We start from the raw sequence: 17,885 nt of genomic DNA, 5'->3' as shown, positions 1-17,885 counted from the left end.
CCGCGACGATCACTTGATCTCTTCGAGTTCGATGTCGATGCCGAGCGAGCGGATTTCCTTCACGAGTACGTTGAAGGATTCCGGCATGCCCGCGGCCATTTCGTGGTTGCCGTCCACAATGTTCTTGTACATCTGGTTGCGGCCCTGGACGTCGTCCGACTTGACGGTCAGCATTTCCTGCAGGGTGTACGCGGCGCCATACGCTTCCAGCGCCCAGACTTCCATTTCGCCGAAGCGCTGGCCACCGAACTGCGCCTTGCCGCCCAGCGGTTGCTGAGTAACGAGCGAGTACGGTCCCGTCGAACGCGCGTGCATCTTGTCGTCGACGAGGTGGTTCAGCTTCAGCATGTGCATGTAGCCGACGGTGACCGGGCGATCGAACGCCTCGCCGGTACGGCCGTCGAAGAGCACCGTCTGTCCGGATTCCGGCAGGTCGGCGAGCTTGAGCATGTGCTTGATCTCGGACTCCTCGGCACCGTCGAACACCGGCGTCGCCATCGGCACGCCGTCGCAGAGGTTGTTCGCCAGGGAGACGATCTCGTGGTCGGACATCGACTTGAGGTCGACGTGACGCACCGCGCCTTCCGCACCCGCGTTGCCGTGGTTGTAGACCTCGTCGAGGAACTCGCGCAGCTTGGCGGGCTTCTCGTTGGCCTGGATCATCGCCTCGATCTTGTGGCCGAGACCCTTCGCCGCCCAGCCGAGGTGAACCTCGAGGATCTGGCCGATGTTCATACGCGAAGGCACGCCCAGCGGGTTCAGCACGATGTCGACCGGACGGCCGTCGGCGGAGAACGGCATGTCCTCGACCGGAACGATCATCGACACGACACCCTTGTTACCGTGGCGGCCGGCCATCTTGTCGCCCGGCTGGATGCGGCGCTTGACGGCCAGGTAGACCTTGACCATCTTGAGCACGCCCGGCGCGAGGTCGTCGCCCTGGGTGATCTTGCCCTGCTTCTCCTTGAAGCGCTTGTCGAAGTTCTCCTTGTGGCGCTTGACCTGTTCGGCCGCACGCTCGAGGAACTCGGACACTTCCTCTTCCTTGACGTTGATCTTGAACCAGTCGTCCTTCTTCAGGCCGTCCAGGTAGGCGTCGTCGATCGTGGTACCGCGCTTGAGGCCACCCGGGCCGCTCATCGCGGTCTTGCCGACCAGCTGCGAGCGCATGCGGGCGTAGATCGCGCCCTCGAGGATGCGGAACTGGTCGTCGAGATCCTTGCGGATCCGCTTCAGTTCGGTCTCTTCGATCTGCTTGGCGCGCTTGTCCTTCTCGATACCGTCGCGGGTGAAGACCTGCACGTCGATGACATTGCCGTCCATGCCGGGGGGCACGCGCAGCGAGCTGTCCTTCACGTCCGAGGCCTTCTCGCCGAAGATCGCGCGAAGCAGCTTCTCTTCCGGCGTGAGCTGGCTCTCGCCCTTCGGCGTGACCTTGCCGACGAGGATGTCGCCCGCCTTCACCTCCGCACCGATGTACACGATGCCGGATTCGTCGAGACGCGCGAGCGCCTGCTCACCGACGTTCGGGATGTCCGCGGTGATTTCCTCGGCGCCGAGCTTGGTGTCGCGGGCGATGCACGTCAGTTCCTCGATGTGGATCGAGGTGTAACGGTCTTCCTGCACCACGCGCTCGGAGATCAGGATCGAGTCTTCGAAGTTGTAGCCGTTCCACGGCATGAACGCGACGAGCATGTTCTGGCCGAGCGCGAGTTCGCCGAGGTCGGTCGAGGAACCGTCCGCCAGCGTGTCGCCCACCGCCACCACGTCACCGACGTTCACCAGCGGACGCTGGTTGAGGTTGGTGTTCTGGTTGGAACGGGTGTACTTGGTCAGCGTGTAGATATCGACACCGGCATCGTCGTCGCCGACTTCGGCTTCGTTGACGCGCACGACGATACGGGCCGCGTCGACCTGGTCGATCACGCCACCACGACGGGCCGACACGGTCACGCCCGAGTCACGCGCCACGGCGCGCTCGATGCCCGTGCCGACGAGCGGCTTCTGGCTGCGCAGGGTCGGAACGGCCTGGCGCTGCATGTTCGCGCCCATGAGCGCGCGGTTGGCGTCGTCGTGCTCGAGGAACGGAACGAGCGCCGCGGCGACCGACACGGTCTGCATCGGCGAGACGTCCATGTAGTTGATCTCGGCCGACGGACGCAGCTCGGATTCACCACGGAAACGGCAGGAGACGAAGTCCTCGATGAACTTGCCTTCCTTCGTCAGCGGCGAGTTCGCCTGCGCGATGACGTGATCGCCTTCCTCGATCGCGGAAAGGTAATCGACCTTGTCGGTGACCTTGCCGTTCTCGACCTTGCGGTACGGCGTCTCGAGGAAGCCATAGGCGTTGGTGCGGGCGTACACGGCCAGCGAGTTGATCAGGCCGATGTTCGGGCCTTCCGGCGTTTCGATGGTGCAGACGCGGCCGTAATGGGTCGGGTGCACGTCGCGCACTTCGAAGCCGGCGCGCTCACGGGTCAGGCCGCCCGGTCCGAGCGCCGACACGCGGCGCTTGTGGGTCACTTCGGACAGCGGGTTGTTCTGGTCCATGAACTGCGAGAGCTGCGACGAGCCGAAGAACTCCTTCACCGCCGCCGCGACCGGCTTGGCGTTGATCAGTTCCTGCGGCGTCAGGCCCTCGGATTCGGCCAGCGACAGGCGCTCGCGAACCGCGCGCTCGACGCGGACGAGACCGATGCGGAAAGTGTTCTCCGCCATTTCACCGACCGAACGCACGCGACGGTTACCCAGGTGGTCGATATCGTCGACCGTGCCGGTACCGTTGCGGATGTCGATCAGCACGCGCAGCACGTCGAGGACGTCGGAGGTTTCACCCTGCTCCGCGACCAGGCGCTGGCACTCGTCTTCCTTGCGCTCGGCAAAGTACTTGTGGTCGTAAAGCACGCCCGGGCCGACGACGTCCTTGCGGCCGACGCGACGGTTGAACTTCATGCGGCCGACGGCCGAGAGGTCGTAGCGGTCGAAGGTGAAGAACAGGTTGAAGAACAGGTTCTGCGCGGCGTCCTTGGTCGGCGGCTCGCCCGGACGCATCATCCGGTAGATTTCGACCAGGGCCTCGAGTTGCGTGCGCGTGTTGTCGATGCGCAGCGTGTTCGAGATGTACGCGCCCCGATCGAGATCGTTCACGTACAGCGTCGGCACCGTCTCGATGCCAGCCTTGCGGAAGCGCTCGAGGTGTTCGGCGGTCAGTTCGTCGTTGGCCGCGGCGATGATCTCGCCGGTGTCCTTGTCGACCATGTCGATCGCGACGATGCGGCCGACCGGGTAGTCGTCCGGCACTTCGAGCGTGGTGATCTTTTCGTTGGCGAGCTGGCGAACGTGGCGCGCAGTGATGCGCTTGCCGGCTTCGACCAGCACCTTGCCATCGATCACGAGATCGAACGAGAGCGTTTCACCGCGCAGGCGCTCGGCGACGAGGTCGAGGGTGACACCGCCCTTCTTGCCCAGGTGGAACACGTTGTGCTCGAAGAAGATCTGCAGCATCTCTTCGTTCGTGTAGCCGAGCGCGCGCAGCAGCACGGTCACCGGCAGCTTGCGGCGACGGTCGATACGGGTGAACAGCGCGTCCTTCGGGTCGAACTCGAAGTCGAGCCACGAGCCACGGTAGGGGATCACGCGGGCGGAGAACAGCAACTTGCCCGAGCTGTGCGTCTTGCCGCGATCGTGGTCGAAGAACACGCCCGGCGAACGGTGCAGCTGCGAGACGATGACGCGCTCGGTGCCGTTGATGATGAAGGTGCCGGTCTCGGTCATGAGCGGAATCTCGCCCATGTAGACCTCCTGCTCCTTCACGTACTTCACGGCCTTCTTGGACGCCGGGCTGTCCTTGTCGTAGATGACCAGGCGAACGGTCGTGCGCAGCGGCGCGCCGAACGTCATGCCGCGGTTGCGGCACTCGCGCTCGTCGAACGCCGGCTCGCCGAGCCGGTAATCCACGTATTCGAGGGCGGCGTTGCCGGAATAGCTGGAAATCGGGAACACCGACTTCAGCGCGGCGTGCAGGCCCTTGTCTTCACGCTGCTTGGGGTTGACCTGCTCCTGCAGGAATTCCTTGTACGAGTCGGTCTGGATCGTCAGCAGGTTAGGCACGCCCAGCACGGGCGGACGCTTGCCGAAATCCTTACGGATGCGCTTCTTCTCGGTAAACGAGTAGGTCATGGTGGGTACCGCCTCGGTTCAGTAATGGGTCGATCAAAATCGGATGAATCGAAAATCGGAGATCGAGACTCGTACCGCAGGGCATCGCTGCCCTCGACTCCCGATGTCCCATTTCCGACGGGTCGGACATGGAGCATGGAACGTGTAACCCGGCCTGAGTAACGGCCAAAGCCCGGGGGCTTACGCCCCCAGGCTCACTTGACGCATATCGAACTACTGGCGCGCAAGGCGCCGATTACTTGAGTTCGACCGTGGCGCCAGCAGCTTCGAGATCCTTCTTGAACTTCGCGGCGTCTTCCTTCGAGGCGGCTTCCTTCACGACGCCACCGGCCTCGGTGAGGTCCTTGGCTTCCTTCAGGCCCAGGCCGGTGATGGCGCGGACAGCCTTGATGACGTCGACCTTCTTGTCGCCGGCGGACTTCAGGATCACGTCGAACTCGGTCTGCTCTTCAGCAGCCGGGCCGGCAGCGGCCGGGCCGGCAACGGCAACCGGGGCGGCAGCCGAGACGCCGAAGGTGTCTTCGATCGACTTCACCAGTTCCATGATTTCCATCAGGGACTTGGCCTTGATGGCTTCGACGATCTGTTCGGTGGTCAGGGTGGACATTGTTTCGTACCTTTTAAATGGTTTCGATGAGAAAAGTCGGCGAACTTAGGCGGGCTCGGCTTCGGCCGGGGCTTCTGCGGCGACATCGCCACCACCCTGCTTGTCGGCCACCGCCTTGACGGCGCGTGCGAACATCGCAGCCGGTTCGGACAGGACGCGAGCCAGCATCGACAGAGCTTCTTCGCGGGTCGGCAACGACGCGAGCACGTCGACGTGGGCGGCCGGAAGGAGCTTGCCTTCCACCGACACGACCTTCGCGATCAGCTTGTCGTTGGTCTTCGCGAATTCCTTGATCACGCGCCCGGCAGCACCGGGCTCTTCGAGCGAGAACGCATACAGCAGCGGACCGACCAGGGCGTCCTTGACGACCTCGAATTCGGTACCGGCCACGGCGCGCGCGGCGAGCGTGTTCTTGACAACTTTCAAGAAAACGCCCGACTCGCGAGCCTTCTTACGCATCGCGGTCATCTGAGAGACCGTGGTGCCTGCGTACTCGGCGGCGACCAAGGAGTGAGCCTTCGCGGCGACTTCTGCCAGCTCGGCGACTACTTCTTGCTTCTGGGACAGGTTAAGGGCCACATTGCGCTCCTCTTGTGAACTCCGCTCACGACTCCTGCCGCTTGCGGTCCTGGGCGACATCATCCTGACGTCGGGGACGGGAACGTCCCGGGTGGTGGCCTTTCCAGATTCGAAACGAATGCCAGAAGGGGCTACACCATCTACGCAGGCTGGATCCGGAGAGGCATCCGATTAAGCGAACCCGCTACCGACGACGGCGTTTCCTTGCCAACACGAGCTCCCTGCTCGTCGCCGTCGCGCGCTGTTCGCGCCTACGGTCTTTGACGGCTGCCCCGGTATCACAACCGGGGCCGCCCTCAAAAACGTGCCCCCGCCGGCCTGCCGGCGAGGGTCGTAACACTTACTTGGTCGAGGTGTTCACGGTCGAGGTATCGACCGGCACGCCCACGCCCATGGTGCTCGACAGCGACACCTTCTGGATGTACTGACCCTTCGCCGCGGCCGGCTTGGCCTTCAGCAGATCGGCGATCAGCGCATTCAGGTTGTCCGCCAGCTGGGCGGCTTCGAAGCTCGCCTTGCCGATGGTGGCGTGGATGATGCCGCCCTTGTCGTTGCGGAACTTGACCTGGCCGGCCTTGGCGTTCTTGACGGCCGTGGCGACGTCGGCGGTGACCGAGCCGTCCTTCGGGTTCGGCATCAGGCCACGCGGACCAAGCACCTGGCCCAGCTTACCGACGACGCGCATGGCGTCCGGCGTCGCGATGACGCGGCCATAGTTGAGGTCGCCCGCCTGCATCTTCTCGGCGAGGTCGTCCATACCGACGGCGTCGGCGCCGGCCGCGAGGGCGGCGTCGGCCTTTTCACCGGCCGGAACGAACACGGCGACGCGAACGGTCTTGCCGGTGCCATGCGGCAGCAGCGACGAGCCGCGCACACCCTGGTCCGACTTCTTCGCGTCGATGCCCAGACGGACCGACACATCGACCGACTCGGCGAACTTCGCCTTGGCGTTGTCCTTGACGATCTTCAGCGCCTCGTCGAGACCGTAGGTCTTGCCGGGCTGAACGGCGGCCGTGGCGGCCTTCATACGCTTCGTGAGCTTTGCCATGTCTTAACCCTCCACTACCAGACCCATGGAACGCGCGCTACCGGCGATCGTACGCACGGCGGCATCCAGATCGGCAGCCGTGAGATCCGGCTCCTTCTGCTTCGCGATCTCTTCGAGCTGGGCGCGGGTGACCTTGCCCACCTTGTCGGTGTTCGGCTTCGGCGAACCCTTCGCGACGCCCGTGATCTTCTTGAGGAGGATCGAGGCCGGCGGAGTCTTCGTGATGAAGGTGAAGGTACGGTCCGAGTAGGCCGTGATCACGACCGGGATCGGGAGACCCGGCTCGAGCTTCTGCGTGGCGGCATTGAACGCCTTGCAGAACTCCATGATGTTCAGGCCGCGCTGACCGAGCGCAGGACCCACCGGCGGCGAGGGATTCGCCTGACCTGCCTTCACCTGCAACTTGATGTAACCAATGACTTTCTTTGCCATTTAACTTTCCTCGCGAGTGCTGGCGCCTTGCGGCTCCTCGCTGTAGACCATCCGTGGAAGTGGTAGGGCCGCACCTGCGAACCCCTGAAACACGGACACGCCGGAGCGCAAGGCTCCAGCGTGAACCGGGCATTATAGGCGTCCGGCGCGGGTTAAGCAAACCCCATGCCGAATGGACTGGCCTCGACCAGTCAGAAGACCGTCAGGCCTTCTCCACCTGGCCGAACTCGAGTTCGACCGGGGTAGAACGACCGAAAATGAGCACCGCGACGCGCAGGCGGCTCTTCTCGTAATTGACTTCCTCGACCACGCCGTTGAAGTCGTTGAACGGACCGTCGGTGACGCGGACCATCTCGCCCGGCTCGAAGAGGACCTTCGGACGCGGCTTCTCGACACCCTCGCGAACGCGACTCAGGATGGCCTCGGCCTCGCTGTCGCGGATCGGGTGGGGACGGTCGGCGGTACCGCCAATGAAACCCATGACCTTCGGGGTTTCCTTGACCAGGTGCCAGCACTCGTCATCGATACGCGGCGTCTTGCCGCTGGTATCGGTCTCGATCTGGACCAGGACATAACCGGGGAAGAACTTGCGCTCACTGCGACGCTTCTGGCCGCCGCGCATCTCGATGACTTCCTCGGTCGGAACCAGGATCTCACCGAATTTTTCTTCCATGCCCTCGCGCTTGACGCGCTCATCGAGGGCCTTGCGAACCTGCTGCTCGAATCCCGAATAGGCGTGAACCACGTACCAGCGCTTGCTCATGCCTTACCTCAATGTCCGAGTTTCAACAGCCAATCGAGCACGAGCGACTTCAACAACCAGTCGATCAGCCCCATCAACAGCGAAAGAATGACGACGACCACCATGATGATACCGGTGGTCTTCAGCGTTTCGTCGCGCGACGGCCAGACGACCTTGCGCAACTCGAACTGCGATTCGGCGATAAAGCCGCGCAGCTTACGACCCGGCACCGTGAAGGCACCGATCGCCAGGGCGGCCGCGACAGCGACGAGCACACCGGCGACGCGCGCGATCGACGGCACATTCGGGTTATCGCTGAAATAGTAGAAACCGACGATGCCGGCGGCGAGCACGACCAGCGCAAGCGCCAGCTTGCCGATATCGGCCGGGCTCAAACCCTTGGCTTCTTGTGCCTTCGTATTCATGCGCACTCAAGAGTGGCACGCCAGGAGGGACTCGAACCCCCAACCTGCGGTTTTGGAGACCGCTGCTCTGCCAATTGAGCTACTGGCGTACAAATAAAACAGTGGAACCGCGAAAGCGGGCGGTCTACGACCCACCCGCCCCGCGACCGGGTGCCGGCCCCGAAGGACCGGCATCGCTTGTCTTCTTACTTGTTGATCTTCGAGACGACGCCAGCGCCGACGGTGCGGCCGCCTTCGCGGATCGCGAAGCGCAGGCCTTCGTCCATCGCGATCGGAGCCTGCAGCGCCACGGTGATCTTCACGTTGTCACCCGGCATCACCATCTCCACGCCTTCCGGCAGCGTGATCGAACCGGTCACGTCCGTCGTGCGGAAGTAAAACTGCGGGCGATAGTTGCTGAAGAACGGCGTGTGACGGCCACCCTCGTCCTTCGACAGGATGTACACCTCACCCTCGAAGTCCGTGTGCGGCTTCACCGAACCCGGCTTGGCCAGCACCTGGCCACGCTGGACGTCTTCACGCTTCAGACCGCGAACCAGCACGCCGACGTTGTCACCGGCCTGACCCTGGTCCAGCAGCTTACGGAACATCTCCACGCCCGTCACCACCGTCTTCAGGGTGTCCTTCAGGCCAACCACTTCGGCCTCGTCACCCACCTTCACGATGCCGCGCTCGACGCGACCGGTCAGCACCGTGCCGCGGCCCGAGATCGAGAACACGTCTTCCACCGGCAGCAGGAACGGCTTGTCGATGTCGCGCTCCGGCTCCGGAATCCAGCTGTCCAGCGCATCGACCAGCTTGATGATCGACGGCACGCCGATCTCCGACTGGTCGCCGTCCAGCGCCAGACGCGCCGAACCGTGGACGATCGGCGTATCGTCGCCCGGGAACTCGTACTTCGACAGCAGCTCGCGCACTTCCATCTCGACCAGCTCGAGCAGTTCGGCGTCGTCCACCATGTCGGCCTTGTTCAGGAACACGACGATGTACGGCACGCCCACCTGGCGCGACAGCAGAATGTGCTCGCGCGTCTGCGGCATCGGGCCGTCAGCGGCCGAGCACACCAGGATCGCGCCGTCCATCTGCGCCGCACCCGTGATCATGTTCTTCACGTAGTCGGCGTGGCCCGGGCAATCGACGTGGCCGTAGTGGCGCTTCGGCGATTCGTATTCCACGTGCGCGGTCGAGATCGTGATACCGCGCGCCTTCTCTTCCGGCGCCGCGTCGATCGAACCGTAGTCCTTGAACTCGCCGCCGAAGCGCTCGGCACCGATCTTCGTCAGCGCGGCCGTCAGCGTGGTCTTGCCGTGATCGACGTGACCGATGGTGCCGACGTTGACGTGCGGCTTCTTACGTTCGAACTTACCCTTTGCCATGAGCGCTAAACTCCGCTGGAGCCAATGAGATAGTAAAAAAGGAACCGCCGCGGACGACGAAGATGGTGCTCATGACTGGAATCGAACCAGCGACCTCTTCCTTACCAAGGAAGTGCTCTACCGACTGAGCTACATGAGCACGTGACGCAGCGCGCGTGAGAACAATGGAGCGGGAGACGGGAATCGAACCCGCACAATCAGCTTGGAAGGCTGAAGTTCTACCATTGAACTACTCCCGCACTACGCGGAACTCGTCTGGTGGAGGAAGGTGGATTCGAACCACCGAAGGCGTAAGCCAGCAGATTTACAGTCTGCCCCCGTTGGCCGCTTGGGTATTCCTCCAACAAAGAACGCCTATTGTCGCGAGCGTCCCGGAAACTGTCAACAACTTCCGCACGCTGAAATCACATGCGGCAGCGGCTTCCGAACGCCGCGACACCCCGCTGGACGGGTGCCTGGCGAGGGGGCCGCGCAGTGTAGCGGTGGGTTCGGGGGAAGTGAAGCGTTTGTGCGGAATGAATCGCCGACAGGGTCGGCTCCCACCAGGTTGGCGCCATCTGGTGGGCCGCTCGGACTGCTGTGGTGGGAGCCGATCCTATCGGCGATTCAAGCCTCGCGGGTCGCGCGGACCAGCGGCTCCATCGCGCGCGACATCTCCATCAGTTTCAGCGCGTACTCCTGCAGGCGCCGGTCCTTCTCCTCGACCGGCGTCCACGGCGGTACCGGCGTGGGCCTGCCGCCGTCAGGCTTGTCCAGGGCCACGAAAACCATCACGCAACTGGTGGCGAGGCGCTCTTCCCCGCTGCGGAGGTCGCGCGCGAGCACATCCACCGAGAGATGCATGCTCGAAGTGCCGGTGTGGATCAGCCGAGCCCGTACCGTGACCAGATCACCGATCAGGATGGGCGCGAGGAACTGGATGCCACTGACCGACGCGGTGACGCAGTAGGCGCCACTCCAGCCGACGGCGCAGGCGTAGCCCGCCTGATCGAGCCACTTCATCGCCATGCCGCCATGCACCTTTCCGCCGAAATTCACATCGGTGGGTTGGGCCAGGAAACGGAACTCGACTTCGCGCTGGGTGCCGGACATGCCCTTACCTATCTGGGAAAAGATCACATTATGACGTTCGCGCGGCTTGTAGGCCTGCCCGGGGCAGCATAGATTCCGTGGCATAGCCCACTGGAGCGCTCTATGGTCCTTCGCAGCGTCGCCTCGCGGCTCGCCCTGGGCGTTCTCCTGGGCTCGGCGATCGTCCTGATCGTCACGGGCGGGCTGATGCTGTCGCATACCCGGGAGCAGATCCTCAAGCAGACGGAACGCGAAGCCGCTGCCGTCTCAGGCTGGGCTGCGACGCGGATAAAAGGCCGCATCGATGGCGTGGCAAAGGTCTCCCAGGTGCTCGCCGGCATCCTCGGGACGCGCCGCGACGAGGCACCGGCGCTGATCCGGGACACCCTCGCGGTCAATCCGGAACTGGTCGATATCACTGCCGCCTTCATCCCGCACAACGCCGACGCCCCACGCGACGAGGACGCGCCCGTGGCCCGCCGCGCGGCGGACGGCAAGCTGAGCATGGGCAGCCGCCTCGGCGATCCCGAGTTGTACTGGCGGGCGCCCTGGTTCGTCCGCGGCCTCAATTGCGAACGCGGCTGCTGGCAGGCGCCGTTCCATTCGGTCGACCGAAGCGACCCGCTGGTAGGCTATTCCGTCGCCATCCCCGGCAAGACCCGGTCCGTGATCGGCGTGGCGGACGCCACCATCAGCCTCGGCTGGCTTCAGCAACTGCTGGGGGAGCTGAACAAGCCGGAGCACGCTTCAGCCTTCGTCATCGATGCCAGCGGCGAATTCCTCGCCCATGACTGGACCTCCTACATTGGCACGCGCGGCAGCAAGCCACTGCTCGCGGCCATCGCCGAGCGGCGCAATCCCGCCCGGATCACGCCTGAAATGGGTGGCCGCGTGAGCGAACCGGTGTGGGTCTATTTCGTGCCGATACCCGGCACGAGCTGGACCTTCGGGCTGACCATGCCAGAGCGGCAGGTCCTGGCAGACCTCCGGCAGACCTATTCGGTCGATATCCTCCTGGGCGTGCTCGCGCTGGCCGGCGTGTCCCTCATCGCGCTGATCATCACGCGGCGGCTCATGGCCCCGCTCGTGGTGCTCTCCGATCGCGTCGAGGACGTCGCGCGCGGCGAACTCGACTTCGCCCTGCCCCACGTGCGGCGCAACGACGAGGTGGGCCGGCTCACGCGGGCCTTCGACCAGATGCGCCACCAGCTGGCCGGCCATATCGACTCCGCCAAGCGCATCGCCCGCGAACAGGAGCGCATGACCAGCGAACTGGAGATCGCCCGGCAGATCCAGCTGGCCCTGATCCCCGAACCCCACTGGCTGGCGGCCGACGGCCGGATCGAGCTGCATGCCGCGCTGCGCCCGGCGAGCGCGGTGGGCGGCGACCTGTATACCTATTTCACCCTCGGGGCGCGGCATGTCTGCGTGATGGTGGGCGATGTCTCGGACAAGGGCATCCCAGCCGCGCTGTTCATGGCGCGCACGATCACCCTGGCGCGCACCCTCGCCACCCACGCCCGCTCGCCCAGCGACATCCTGGGCGCGTTGAACCGCGAATTATGCAAGGGCAACGATACCTGCATGTTCGTCACCCTCCTCTGCGGGGTCGTCGAGACCGAAACCGGCTTGCTCAGCCTGGCCAGCGCCGGACATGAACAGCCGGTACTGCATGCCGGGGGCAGCGCCATCCTGGTGGACGTCGAAACCGGGCCGGCGCTCGGCCTGGACCGCGAAGCGCGCTACCCTGTAAGGGTACTAACGCTGCTTGGGGGCGATACCTTGCTCATGTACACCGATGGCGTCAGCGAGGCGCACGCAGGCAACCAGCGCCTTTACGGGACGCATGCCATTCTCGACAGCGTCGCGCGCATCGAGGAAGGCGCGGCGCCGGAAGCCTACATCGAGCGCGTCCTTGGCGATGTCGACGCCTATGTCGACGGCGCACCAGCCTACGACGACATCGCGCTGCTCGCGCTCACCTGGCACGACAGCGGCGCCGAGGGAGTCCGCCTCGATGCGGTTGCGCATTCCTAACCGGCTCGAGGACGTTTTCCACGCCCTGGACCGGGCCGAAGGCACGCTGGACCGCGCCGAGGTGGATCCGGCCTGTCGTGCCGACGTACGGCTGGTGCTCGAGGAACTGCTGGTGAACACCGTTCGCCACGGCTACCCCGATGGCCGGGACGGCAGCATCGAGATCACGCTCCGGATCGAGGCCGATGCGGTCCACCTCGAATTGCGCGACGATGCCATGGCGTTCGACCCGCTGCAGCACGAGCCCCCGCATCTTCCCGGCGACATCGCGCGTCGCGAAATCGGCGGTCTCGGGCTGCACCTCGCGCGCAGCATCGCCAGCGACTTCCACTATGCACGCGACGCACACGGAAACCGTGTCGTCATCCGCTTCGACCCCTTCGACGAGCCCGCCACATGACCCTCATCGTCCGCAGCGAAAGCCCGACCACCGACCGCAGCACGGTGTGGCTGGAAGGCCGCCTCGACGCCGCGACGTTCGCCGCCTTCGACGAGGCGATGCGTGACATCACGCCACTGGTCGACAACGGCGGAACGCTCGTGGTCGACCTCTCCGCGCTGGAATACATCAGCAGCGCAGGGCTACGCAGCCTTGCGCAACTGCGCAAGCAGATGCACGACCGCGATGGCCGCACGCTTCTGCTCAACCCGCAGCCGCAGGTCAAGAAGGTCTTCGAGATCGTGAAAGCGGTACCTGTCGCCGAGGTCTTCGCCAACGTGGCGGAACTCGACCAGTACCTGGACCACATGCAGCGGCAGATGACCGCGCCGGGAGGCTGAAGGCGCCGCCTCAGCCCCTGCTGCCATCGATCAGGCTCGCCCGCAACGTCTCCAGCTGATGCTTGAGTCCGATCAATTCGTCGACCTCGCAGCCGGTCGCGCAGAACACCTCTTCCGGCACGTGGCCGGCCTTCGCGCGCAGCGCCCTGCCTTCGTCCGTCAGGGTGACGATGACCTGCCGCTCGTCCTGTGTGCCGCGCGTACGCTGCACCAACCCCGCCGACTGCAGCCGTTTCAGCAACGGAGTGAGCGTGGCGGAGTCGAGGTACAGGTGCCCGCCCAGTTCCGAGACGGTGATCCCGTCGCGCTCCCATAACACCAGCATGACCAGGTACTGCGGGTAGGTGAGGTCGAGCTTAGCCAGCAACTGCCGGTAGAGCTTGCCCATGGCCAGGTTCGCCGAATACAGCGCGAAGCAGAGCTGCCCGTCGAGGGTGCGCGGGGGTTCGAGGCCTTCTGGCAGGGAATTCTTGCTCATGGTGGGAAAATAGGGGCGCCGATATTAGATTGCAAGCGATTGAATTGCGTTTGCTAAGCAAGGATCACGGGGCGGATATGATCCGTCCATCCCTGGGGAGGCGAGCCGCGATGATTCAGGATGTCTGGAGTGCTCTCTGGAACCCCGTGCTGGATGTCATCTTCATCATCGACGACATCATCAAGCTCATTCCCTATCCCTTGCTGTTCCTGATCGGCGTCCTCTCGGTGCAGGCTTGCTTCGCGATCGATGTCGCGCATGCCACTCGCCAGTTGCTCCACGGCGCCTTTCTCGACCTTCACGGCATTCTGTGGACCATGGGCATCGCTAGCGGCCTCGTCGCCTGGGCGGCCGCTAGCAAGGCACTCGATGCTCGCTCGGAGGGCCAGTCCCGTCGCCGGTCGCACCATGGCCCGCTGCCGCGGGATCGCCGCTGAAGCGGCTCCCACAGGGCTGCCACGGGGCCCCAGCCCTCTAGCGGGAACGCTCGTCAGACGTTGAAGCGGAAGTGCAGGATGTCGCCTTCCTTGACGAGGTATTCCTTGCCTTCCAGGCGCAGGCGGCCGGCTTCCTTCGCGCCCTGCTCGCCCTTGAACTTGATGAAGTCGTCGTAGGCGACCGTTTCGGCACGGATGAAGCCGCGCTCGAAATCGGTGTGAATGACGGCGGCGGCCTGCGGGGCGGTGGAACCGGCGCGGACCTGCCAGGCGCGGACTTCCTTCTCGCCGGCGGTGAAGTAGGTCTGCAAGCCGAGCAGCTTGTAGCCTGCGCGGATCACGCGGTTGAGGCCCGGCTCGTCGAGGCCGAGATCCTTGAGGAACTCGTCTCGGTCGGCATCCTCAAGTTGCGCCAGCTCTTCTTCGATGGCGGCGCAGACGGGCACCACTTCGGCGCCCTCCGCCACGGCGTGGGCGCGCACGGCGTCGAGATGCGGATTGTTCTCGAAACCGTCCTCAGCCACGTTCGCGATGTACATCAGCGGCTTCATCGTGATCAGGAACATGTCGCGGACGAGGGCCTTCTCTTCGGCATCGAGGCCCGCCGTACGCGCCGACTTGCCCTGATCGAGCACCTTGGCGAGCTTCTCGAGCACCGGCTTCCTCGCCAGGGCGTCCTTGTCGTTGGCCTTGGCCGAGCGGGTGGCGCGGTCGAGCGCCTTCAGCACGGCTTCCAGATCGGCCAGCGCCAGCTCCGTGTCGATGGTCTCGATGTCGGCGATGGGATCGACCTTGTTCGCGACGTGGATCACGTTGCCGTCTTCGAAGCAGCGCACGACGTGGGCGATCGCGTCGGTCTCGCGGATGTGGGCCAGGAACTTGTTGCCCAGGCCTTCACCCTTCGACGCGCCGGCGACCAGGCCCGCGATGTCGACGAACTCCATCGTGGTGGGAATCACGCGCTGCGGCTTCACGATCGCGGCCAGTTCGTCCAGGCGCGGGTCGGGCACCGGGACGATGCCGGTGTTCGGCTCGATCGTGCAGAACGGGAAGTTGGCAGCGGCGATGCCGGCCTTGGTCAGCGCGTTGAACAGGGTGGACTTGCCGACGTTGGGAAGGCCGACGATGCCGCATTTGATGCCCATGGCGAATCTGGTGTCCGGTTGGAGTTGAGGGCGGTCAGGCGACCGTGTGCAGGCGTTTCATCGCCTCGTCGAACTTGCCATCGAGCGCCAGCGGCAGCACGTCGAACGCGCGCCCGATGCCGTGCATGATGGCGTCCTCGTCGGCCGCGCTGGGGCGGCCGAGCACCCACGGGGTGACCTTGTCCTTGTGCCCCGGATGGCCGATGCCGATCCGCAAGCGATGGAACTTGCCGTGACCCAGGTGGGCCACGATGTCGCGCAATCCGTTCTGGCCACCGTGGCCACCATCGAATTTCATGCGGACGGTACCGGGCGGGAGGTCCAGTTCGTCGTGGGCGACGAGGCACTCCTCCGGCGCGATCTTGTAGTAGCGCAGCGCCGAGGCGACGGCGATGCCACTCTTGTTCATGAACGTCGCGGGCTTGAGCAGCCAGACGGTGTCGCCGCCGATGCGCAGCTTGCAGGTCTCGCCATGCAGCTTGCCATCGAACGCCCAACGCTCCCCCTGGTCCATCGCCAGGGCGTCGACACACCAGAACCCGGCGTTATGCCGGGTCCTGACGTACTCGGCCCCGGGGTTACCGAGGCCGACAATAAGACGAAGTGTCGCCATTGCTTTCATCGGGAACATGTGGGAGCCGATTCATCGGCGAAAAGCCAACGGAGCGGTGACGCCGTGGCGCCCATCGCCGCTGAAGCGGCTCCCACAGGGTGCCGATTACTTCTTCTCGTCGGCCGGCGGGGTCTCGCCACCCTCGGCGGCAGCCGGATCGACTTCTTCCTGGATCGAGGCCACGGTGACGACGGCGACGTCGTGCTCCTTGCCGAGGCCCAGTTCCGGGATTTCCACGCCAGCCGGCAGCTTGAGATCGGACAGGTGGACGATGTCACCGGCCTTCAGGTTGCCCAGGTCGAGTTCGATGAACTCAGGCAGATCCTTCGGCAGGCACGAGACGGTCACTTCCGTCAGGTTGTGCGAGATCACCAGACCGGCGGTCTTGCCGGCCGGGGACTTCTCCTGGTTCAGGAAGTGCACCGGAACGGCGACCTTGACGGCCTCGTTCTCGTTCACGCGCTGGAAGTCCATGTGCAGCATGAGCTGCTTGAACGGATGCTTCTGCCAGTCCTTGATCAGGACCTTCTGCTTCTTGCCGTCGACGGTCAGTTCGATCACCGACGAGTAGAACGACTCGAAACGCGAGCCGAGCAGCACGTCGTTGTGAAGGACCTGGATCGCCTGCGGGGCTTCGCCCGCGCCGTACACGATCGCCGGCACGTAGCCCGCGATGCGAAGGCGGCGGCTCGCACCCTTCCCTTCCACACTGCGGCTCGTGGCCGTGAGCTGATGATTGGTAGCCATGGTGTTGCCTCAAGTAAACCGCCTCGCGGCGGTGGGTAAAGGGCTCCCCCGCGACCAGGGGAGCCCGAAAAACGGTGGATCAGTCGATGTAGAGCGAGCTCACCGATTCGCCGAAGGCGATGCGGCGGATCGTCTCCGCGAGCAGTTCCGCGACCGACAACTGGCGGATTTTCGCACAGTTACGGGCGTTATCGCGCAACGGCAGCGTATTGGTCACCACCAGCTGGTCGAGCTGGGAGTGTTCCAGGTTGTCGATCGCGGCCCCCGAAAGGACCGGATGCACGCAGTAGGCGACGACCTTGCGGGCGCCCTTTTCCTTCAACGCCGCCGCGGCGGCGCAAAGCGTGCCGGCGGTGTCGACGATGTCGTCCACCAGCACGCAGGTCTTGCCTTCCACGTCGCCGATGATGTTCATGACCGTGGCCACGTTCGCCTTCGGGCGGCGCTTGTCGATGATCGCGAGGTCGGCGTCGTCGAGGCGCTTGGCGAGCGCACGCGCACGCACCACGCCACCGACGTCGGGGCTGACCACGATCAGGTCGTCCATGCTGTGGTGACGCCAGATGTCGGCCAGGAGCACCGGCGAGGCGTACACGTTGTCGACCGGGATATCGAAGAATCCCTGGATCTGGTCCGCGTGCAGGTCGATCGTGAGCACGCGGTCCGCGCCGGCCGTGGCGATCATCTTCGCGGCCAGCTTCGCCGTGATCGGCACGCGCGCCGAACGCGGGCGGCGGTCCTGCCGGGCGTAGCCGAAATACGGCATCACCGCGGTGACGCTGCCGGCCGAGGCGCGCTTGAGCGCGTCCACCAGGACCAGCAGGTCGAACAGGTTCTCCGCGCTGGGCGCGCCCGTCGGCTGGATGACGAAGACTTCCTGCTTGCGCACGTTCTCTTCGATCTCGACCTGCGCCTCGCCATCGCTGAACCGGCCGACGAGGGCCTTGCCCAGCGGAATGCCGAGACGGGCGGCGACATCGTCGGCAAGCGCGCGGTGCGCATTGCCGCTGAACAGCATCGGGGTGGACGTATCCACGGAGGAACTCCTGGCGTGAGAGTGGGTTGGTTCGTCTTTGCCACCGCGAACGGTGGCTGGGGCGGCAGGATTCGAACCTGCGCATGCGGGAATCAAAATCCCGTGCCTTAACCAGCTTGGCGACGCCCCAACAATTCGTTCCAGCGAGCCGAT

At 64.6% G+C, this 17,885-nt stretch carries 18 protein-coding genes and 5 tRNA genes; 4 read left to right on the top strand and 19 right to left on the bottom strand.

Annotated elements, in window-relative coordinates:
* Positions 1-9: 9 nt before the first annotated feature.
* The 13 genes from rpoB to QFZ41_RS14230 all read right to left on the bottom strand — a co-directional run bounded on the left by rpoB (position 10) and on the right by QFZ41_RS14230 (position 10,480).
* On the bottom strand, positions 10-4,179 hold the full coding sequence (gene rpoB, locus QFZ41_RS14290; protein WP_429199372.1) for a DNA-directed RNA polymerase subunit beta: 4,170 nt from the start codon (positions 4,177-4,179) through the stop codon (positions 10-12).
* A 235-nt stretch (positions 4,180-4,414) separates the two neighbouring features.
* Positions 4,415-4,786 (bottom strand): 50S ribosomal protein L7/L12, encoded by a 372-nt coding sequence (rplL, locus tag QFZ41_RS14285; RefSeq protein ID WP_429199371.1) that lies wholly within the window; start codon positions 4,784-4,786, stop codon positions 4,415-4,417.
* 45 nt (positions 4,787-4,831) lie between these two features.
* Positions 4,832-5,365 carry a 50S ribosomal protein L10 gene (rplJ, locus tag QFZ41_RS14280; RefSeq protein ID WP_429199370.1) on the bottom strand — a complete coding sequence of 178 codons (534 nt, stop codon included), beginning with the start codon at positions 5,363-5,365 and terminating at the stop codon, positions 4,832-4,834.
* A gap of 340 nt (positions 5,366-5,705) precedes the next feature.
* A complete protein-coding gene (gene rplA, locus QFZ41_RS14275; protein ID WP_306849831.1) occupies positions 5,706-6,413 on the bottom strand; it encodes a 50S ribosomal protein L1 in 708 nt (235 codons plus the stop codon).
* Positions 6,414-6,416: 3 nt separating this feature from the next.
* On the bottom strand, positions 6,417-6,845 hold the full coding sequence (rplK, locus tag QFZ41_RS14270; RefSeq protein WP_046969514.1) for a 50S ribosomal protein L11: 429 nt from the start codon (positions 6,843-6,845) through the stop codon (positions 6,417-6,419).
* 202 nt (positions 6,846-7,047) lie between these two features.
* On the bottom strand, positions 7,048-7,608 hold the full coding sequence (gene nusG / locus QFZ41_RS14265; RefSeq protein WP_306849827.1) for a transcription termination/antitermination protein NusG: 561 nt from the start codon (positions 7,606-7,608) through the stop codon (positions 7,048-7,050).
* Positions 7,609-7,616: 8 nt separating this feature from the next.
* On the bottom strand, positions 7,617-8,012 hold the full coding sequence (secE, locus tag QFZ41_RS14260; protein WP_429199369.1) for a preprotein translocase subunit SecE: 396 nt from the start codon (positions 8,010-8,012) through the stop codon (positions 7,617-7,619).
* A gap of 13 nt (positions 8,013-8,025) precedes the next feature.
* A tRNA-Trp gene (locus QFZ41_RS14255) sits at positions 8,026-8,101 on the bottom strand.
* Positions 8,102-8,197: 96 nt separating this feature from the next.
* Positions 8,198-9,388: an elongation factor Tu gene (gene tuf / locus QFZ41_RS14250; RefSeq protein WP_429199368.1), complete on the bottom strand. Its 1,191-nt coding sequence runs from the start codon at positions 9,386-9,388 to the stop codon at positions 8,198-8,200.
* Between the two features lie 63 nt (positions 9,389-9,451).
* Positions 9,452-9,527 (bottom strand) — tRNA-Thr (locus tag QFZ41_RS14245).
* 26 nt (positions 9,528-9,553) lie between these two features.
* Positions 9,554-9,627: transfer RNA gene (locus QFZ41_RS14240), tRNA-Gly, on the bottom strand.
* A gap of 17 nt (positions 9,628-9,644) precedes the next feature.
* Positions 9,645-9,730, bottom strand: a tRNA-Tyr gene (locus QFZ41_RS14235).
* Positions 9,731-9,994: 264 nt separating this feature from the next.
* Positions 9,995-10,480 (bottom strand): acyl-CoA thioesterase, encoded by a 486-nt coding sequence (locus QFZ41_RS14230; RefSeq protein ID WP_429199367.1) that lies wholly within the window; start codon positions 10,478-10,480, stop codon positions 9,995-9,997.
* Between the two features lie 102 nt (positions 10,481-10,582).
* On the opposite strand from QFZ41_RS14230, the gene QFZ41_RS14225 reads away from it, so the two are divergent.
* From QFZ41_RS14225 to QFZ41_RS14215, 3 genes are read left to right on the top strand one after another with little or no spacing between them, the layout of a single operon-like run.
* Positions 10,583-12,496, top strand: coding sequence for a SpoIIE family protein phosphatase (locus tag QFZ41_RS14225; protein ID WP_429199366.1), 1,914 nt, complete (start codon positions 10,583-10,585; stop codon positions 12,494-12,496).
* Positions 12,477-12,896, top strand: a complete 420-nt coding sequence (locus QFZ41_RS14220) for an ATP-binding protein (protein ID WP_429199365.1) — start codon at positions 12,477-12,479, stop codon at positions 12,894-12,896. Before QFZ41_RS14225 ends, QFZ41_RS14220 begins: the two co-directional genes overlap by 20 nt.
* The gene (locus tag QFZ41_RS14215) at positions 12,893-13,276 is read left to right on the top strand and encodes an STAS domain-containing protein (RefSeq protein ID WP_429199364.1); all 384 of its coding nucleotides are present in this window, start codon (positions 12,893-12,895) and stop codon (positions 13,274-13,276) included. The genes QFZ41_RS14220 and QFZ41_RS14215 overlap by 4 nt, the downstream gene beginning before the upstream one ends.
* Positions 13,277-13,286: 10 nt before the next feature.
* Here QFZ41_RS14215 and QFZ41_RS14210 read toward each other — a convergent pair whose 3' ends face one another.
* Positions 13,287-13,754: a MarR family winged helix-turn-helix transcriptional regulator gene (locus tag QFZ41_RS14210; RefSeq protein ID WP_429199363.1), complete on the bottom strand. Its 468-nt coding sequence runs from the start codon at positions 13,752-13,754 to the stop codon at positions 13,287-13,289.
* A gap of 29 nt (positions 13,755-13,783) precedes the next feature.
* On the opposite strand from QFZ41_RS14210, the gene QFZ41_RS14205 reads away from it, so the two are divergent.
* Positions 13,784-14,191 (top strand): hypothetical protein, encoded by a 408-nt coding sequence (locus QFZ41_RS14205; RefSeq protein ID WP_429199362.1) that lies wholly within the window; start codon positions 13,784-13,786, stop codon positions 14,189-14,191.
* A 53-nt stretch (positions 14,192-14,244) separates the two neighbouring features.
* Here the strand turns inward: QFZ41_RS14205 and ychF are convergent, their stop codons facing one another.
* The 5 genes from ychF to QFZ41_RS14180 form a co-directional block, all read right to left on the bottom strand.
* Complete coding sequence (ychF, locus tag QFZ41_RS14200) at positions 14,245-15,336, bottom strand: redox-regulated ATPase YchF (RefSeq protein ID WP_429199361.1); 1,092 nt, start codon at positions 15,334-15,336, stop codon at positions 14,245-14,247.
* Positions 15,337-15,370: 34 nt separating this feature from the next.
* Entirely contained in the window at positions 15,371-15,949 is a 579-nt protein-coding gene (gene pth, locus QFZ41_RS14195) for an aminoacyl-tRNA hydrolase (protein WP_429199360.1), read from the bottom strand.
* Between the two features lie 105 nt (positions 15,950-16,054).
* Positions 16,055-16,696, bottom strand: a complete 642-nt coding sequence (locus tag QFZ41_RS14190; protein WP_429199359.1) for a 50S ribosomal protein L25/general stress protein Ctc — start codon at positions 16,694-16,696, stop codon at positions 16,055-16,057.
* A gap of 79 nt (positions 16,697-16,775) precedes the next feature.
* A complete protein-coding gene (locus tag QFZ41_RS14185; protein WP_306850676.1) occupies positions 16,776-17,714 on the bottom strand; it encodes a ribose-phosphate diphosphokinase in 939 nt (312 codons plus the stop codon).
* Between the two features lie 71 nt (positions 17,715-17,785).
* Positions 17,786-17,862: transfer RNA gene (locus QFZ41_RS14180), tRNA-Gln, on the bottom strand.
* Positions 17,863-17,885: the final 23 nt, after the last annotated feature.

This window comes from Luteibacter sp. W1I16 (genome assembly GCF_050434905.1).
GTDB lineage: Bacteria > Pseudomonadota > Gammaproteobacteria > Xanthomonadales > Rhodanobacteraceae > Luteibacter.
The sequence above is the reverse complement of the archived record's forward strand: the minus strand, read 5'-3'. Positions and strand labels throughout refer to the sequence as shown.

Excerpts from the sequence above, each read along its gene's own strand:
- rpoB (WP_429199372.1), bottom strand. The coding sequence starts at position 4,179 with ATGACCTACTCGTTTACCGAGAAGAAGCGCATCCGTAAGGATTTCGGC.
- rplL (WP_429199371.1), bottom strand. The coding sequence starts at position 4,786 with ATGTCCACCCTGACCACCGAACAGATCGTCGAAGCCATCAAGGCCAAG.
- rplA (WP_306849831.1), bottom strand. The coding sequence starts at position 6,413 with ATGGCAAAGCTCACGAAGCGTATGAAGGCCGCCACGGCCGCCGTTCAG.
- rplK (WP_046969514.1), bottom strand. The coding sequence starts at position 6,845 with ATGGCAAAGAAAGTCATTGGTTACATCAAGTTGCAGGTGAAGGCAGGT.
- nusG (WP_306849827.1), bottom strand. The coding sequence starts at position 7,608 with ATGAGCAAGCGCTGGTACGTGGTTCACGCCTATTCGGGATTCGAGCAG.
- secE (WP_429199369.1), bottom strand. The coding sequence starts at position 8,012 with ATGAATACGAAGGCACAAGAAGCCAAGGGTTTGAGCCCGGCCGATATC.
- tuf (WP_429199368.1), bottom strand. The coding sequence starts at position 9,388 with ATGGCAAAGGGTAAGTTCGAACGTAAGAAGCCGCACGTCAACGTCGGC.
- QFZ41_RS14230 (WP_429199367.1), bottom strand. The coding sequence starts at position 10,480 with ATGTCCGGCACCCAGCGCGAAGTCGAGTTCCGTTTCCTGGCCCAACCC.
- QFZ41_RS14225 (WP_429199366.1), top strand. The coding sequence starts at position 10,583 with ATGGTCCTTCGCAGCGTCGCCTCGCGGCTCGCCCTGGGCGTTCTCCTG.
- QFZ41_RS14220 (WP_429199365.1), top strand. The coding sequence starts at position 12,477 with ATGCGGTTGCGCATTCCTAACCGGCTCGAGGACGTTTTCCACGCCCTG.
- QFZ41_RS14215 (WP_429199364.1), top strand. The coding sequence starts at position 12,893 with ATGACCCTCATCGTCCGCAGCGAAAGCCCGACCACCGACCGCAGCACG.
- QFZ41_RS14210 (WP_429199363.1), bottom strand. The coding sequence starts at position 13,754 with ATGAGCAAGAATTCCCTGCCAGAAGGCCTCGAACCCCCGCGCACCCTC.
- ychF (WP_429199361.1), bottom strand. The coding sequence starts at position 15,336 with ATGGGCATCAAATGCGGCATCGTCGGCCTTCCCAACGTCGGCAAGTCC.
- pth (WP_429199360.1), bottom strand. The coding sequence starts at position 15,949 with ATGGCGACACTTCGTCTTATTGTCGGCCTCGGTAACCCCGGGGCCGAG.
- QFZ41_RS14190 (WP_429199359.1), bottom strand. The coding sequence starts at position 16,696 with ATGGCTACCAATCATCAGCTCACGGCCACGAGCCGCAGTGTGGAAGGG.
- QFZ41_RS14185 (WP_306850676.1), bottom strand. The coding sequence starts at position 17,714 with ATGCTGTTCAGCGGCAATGCGCACCGCGCGCTTGCCGACGATGTCGCC.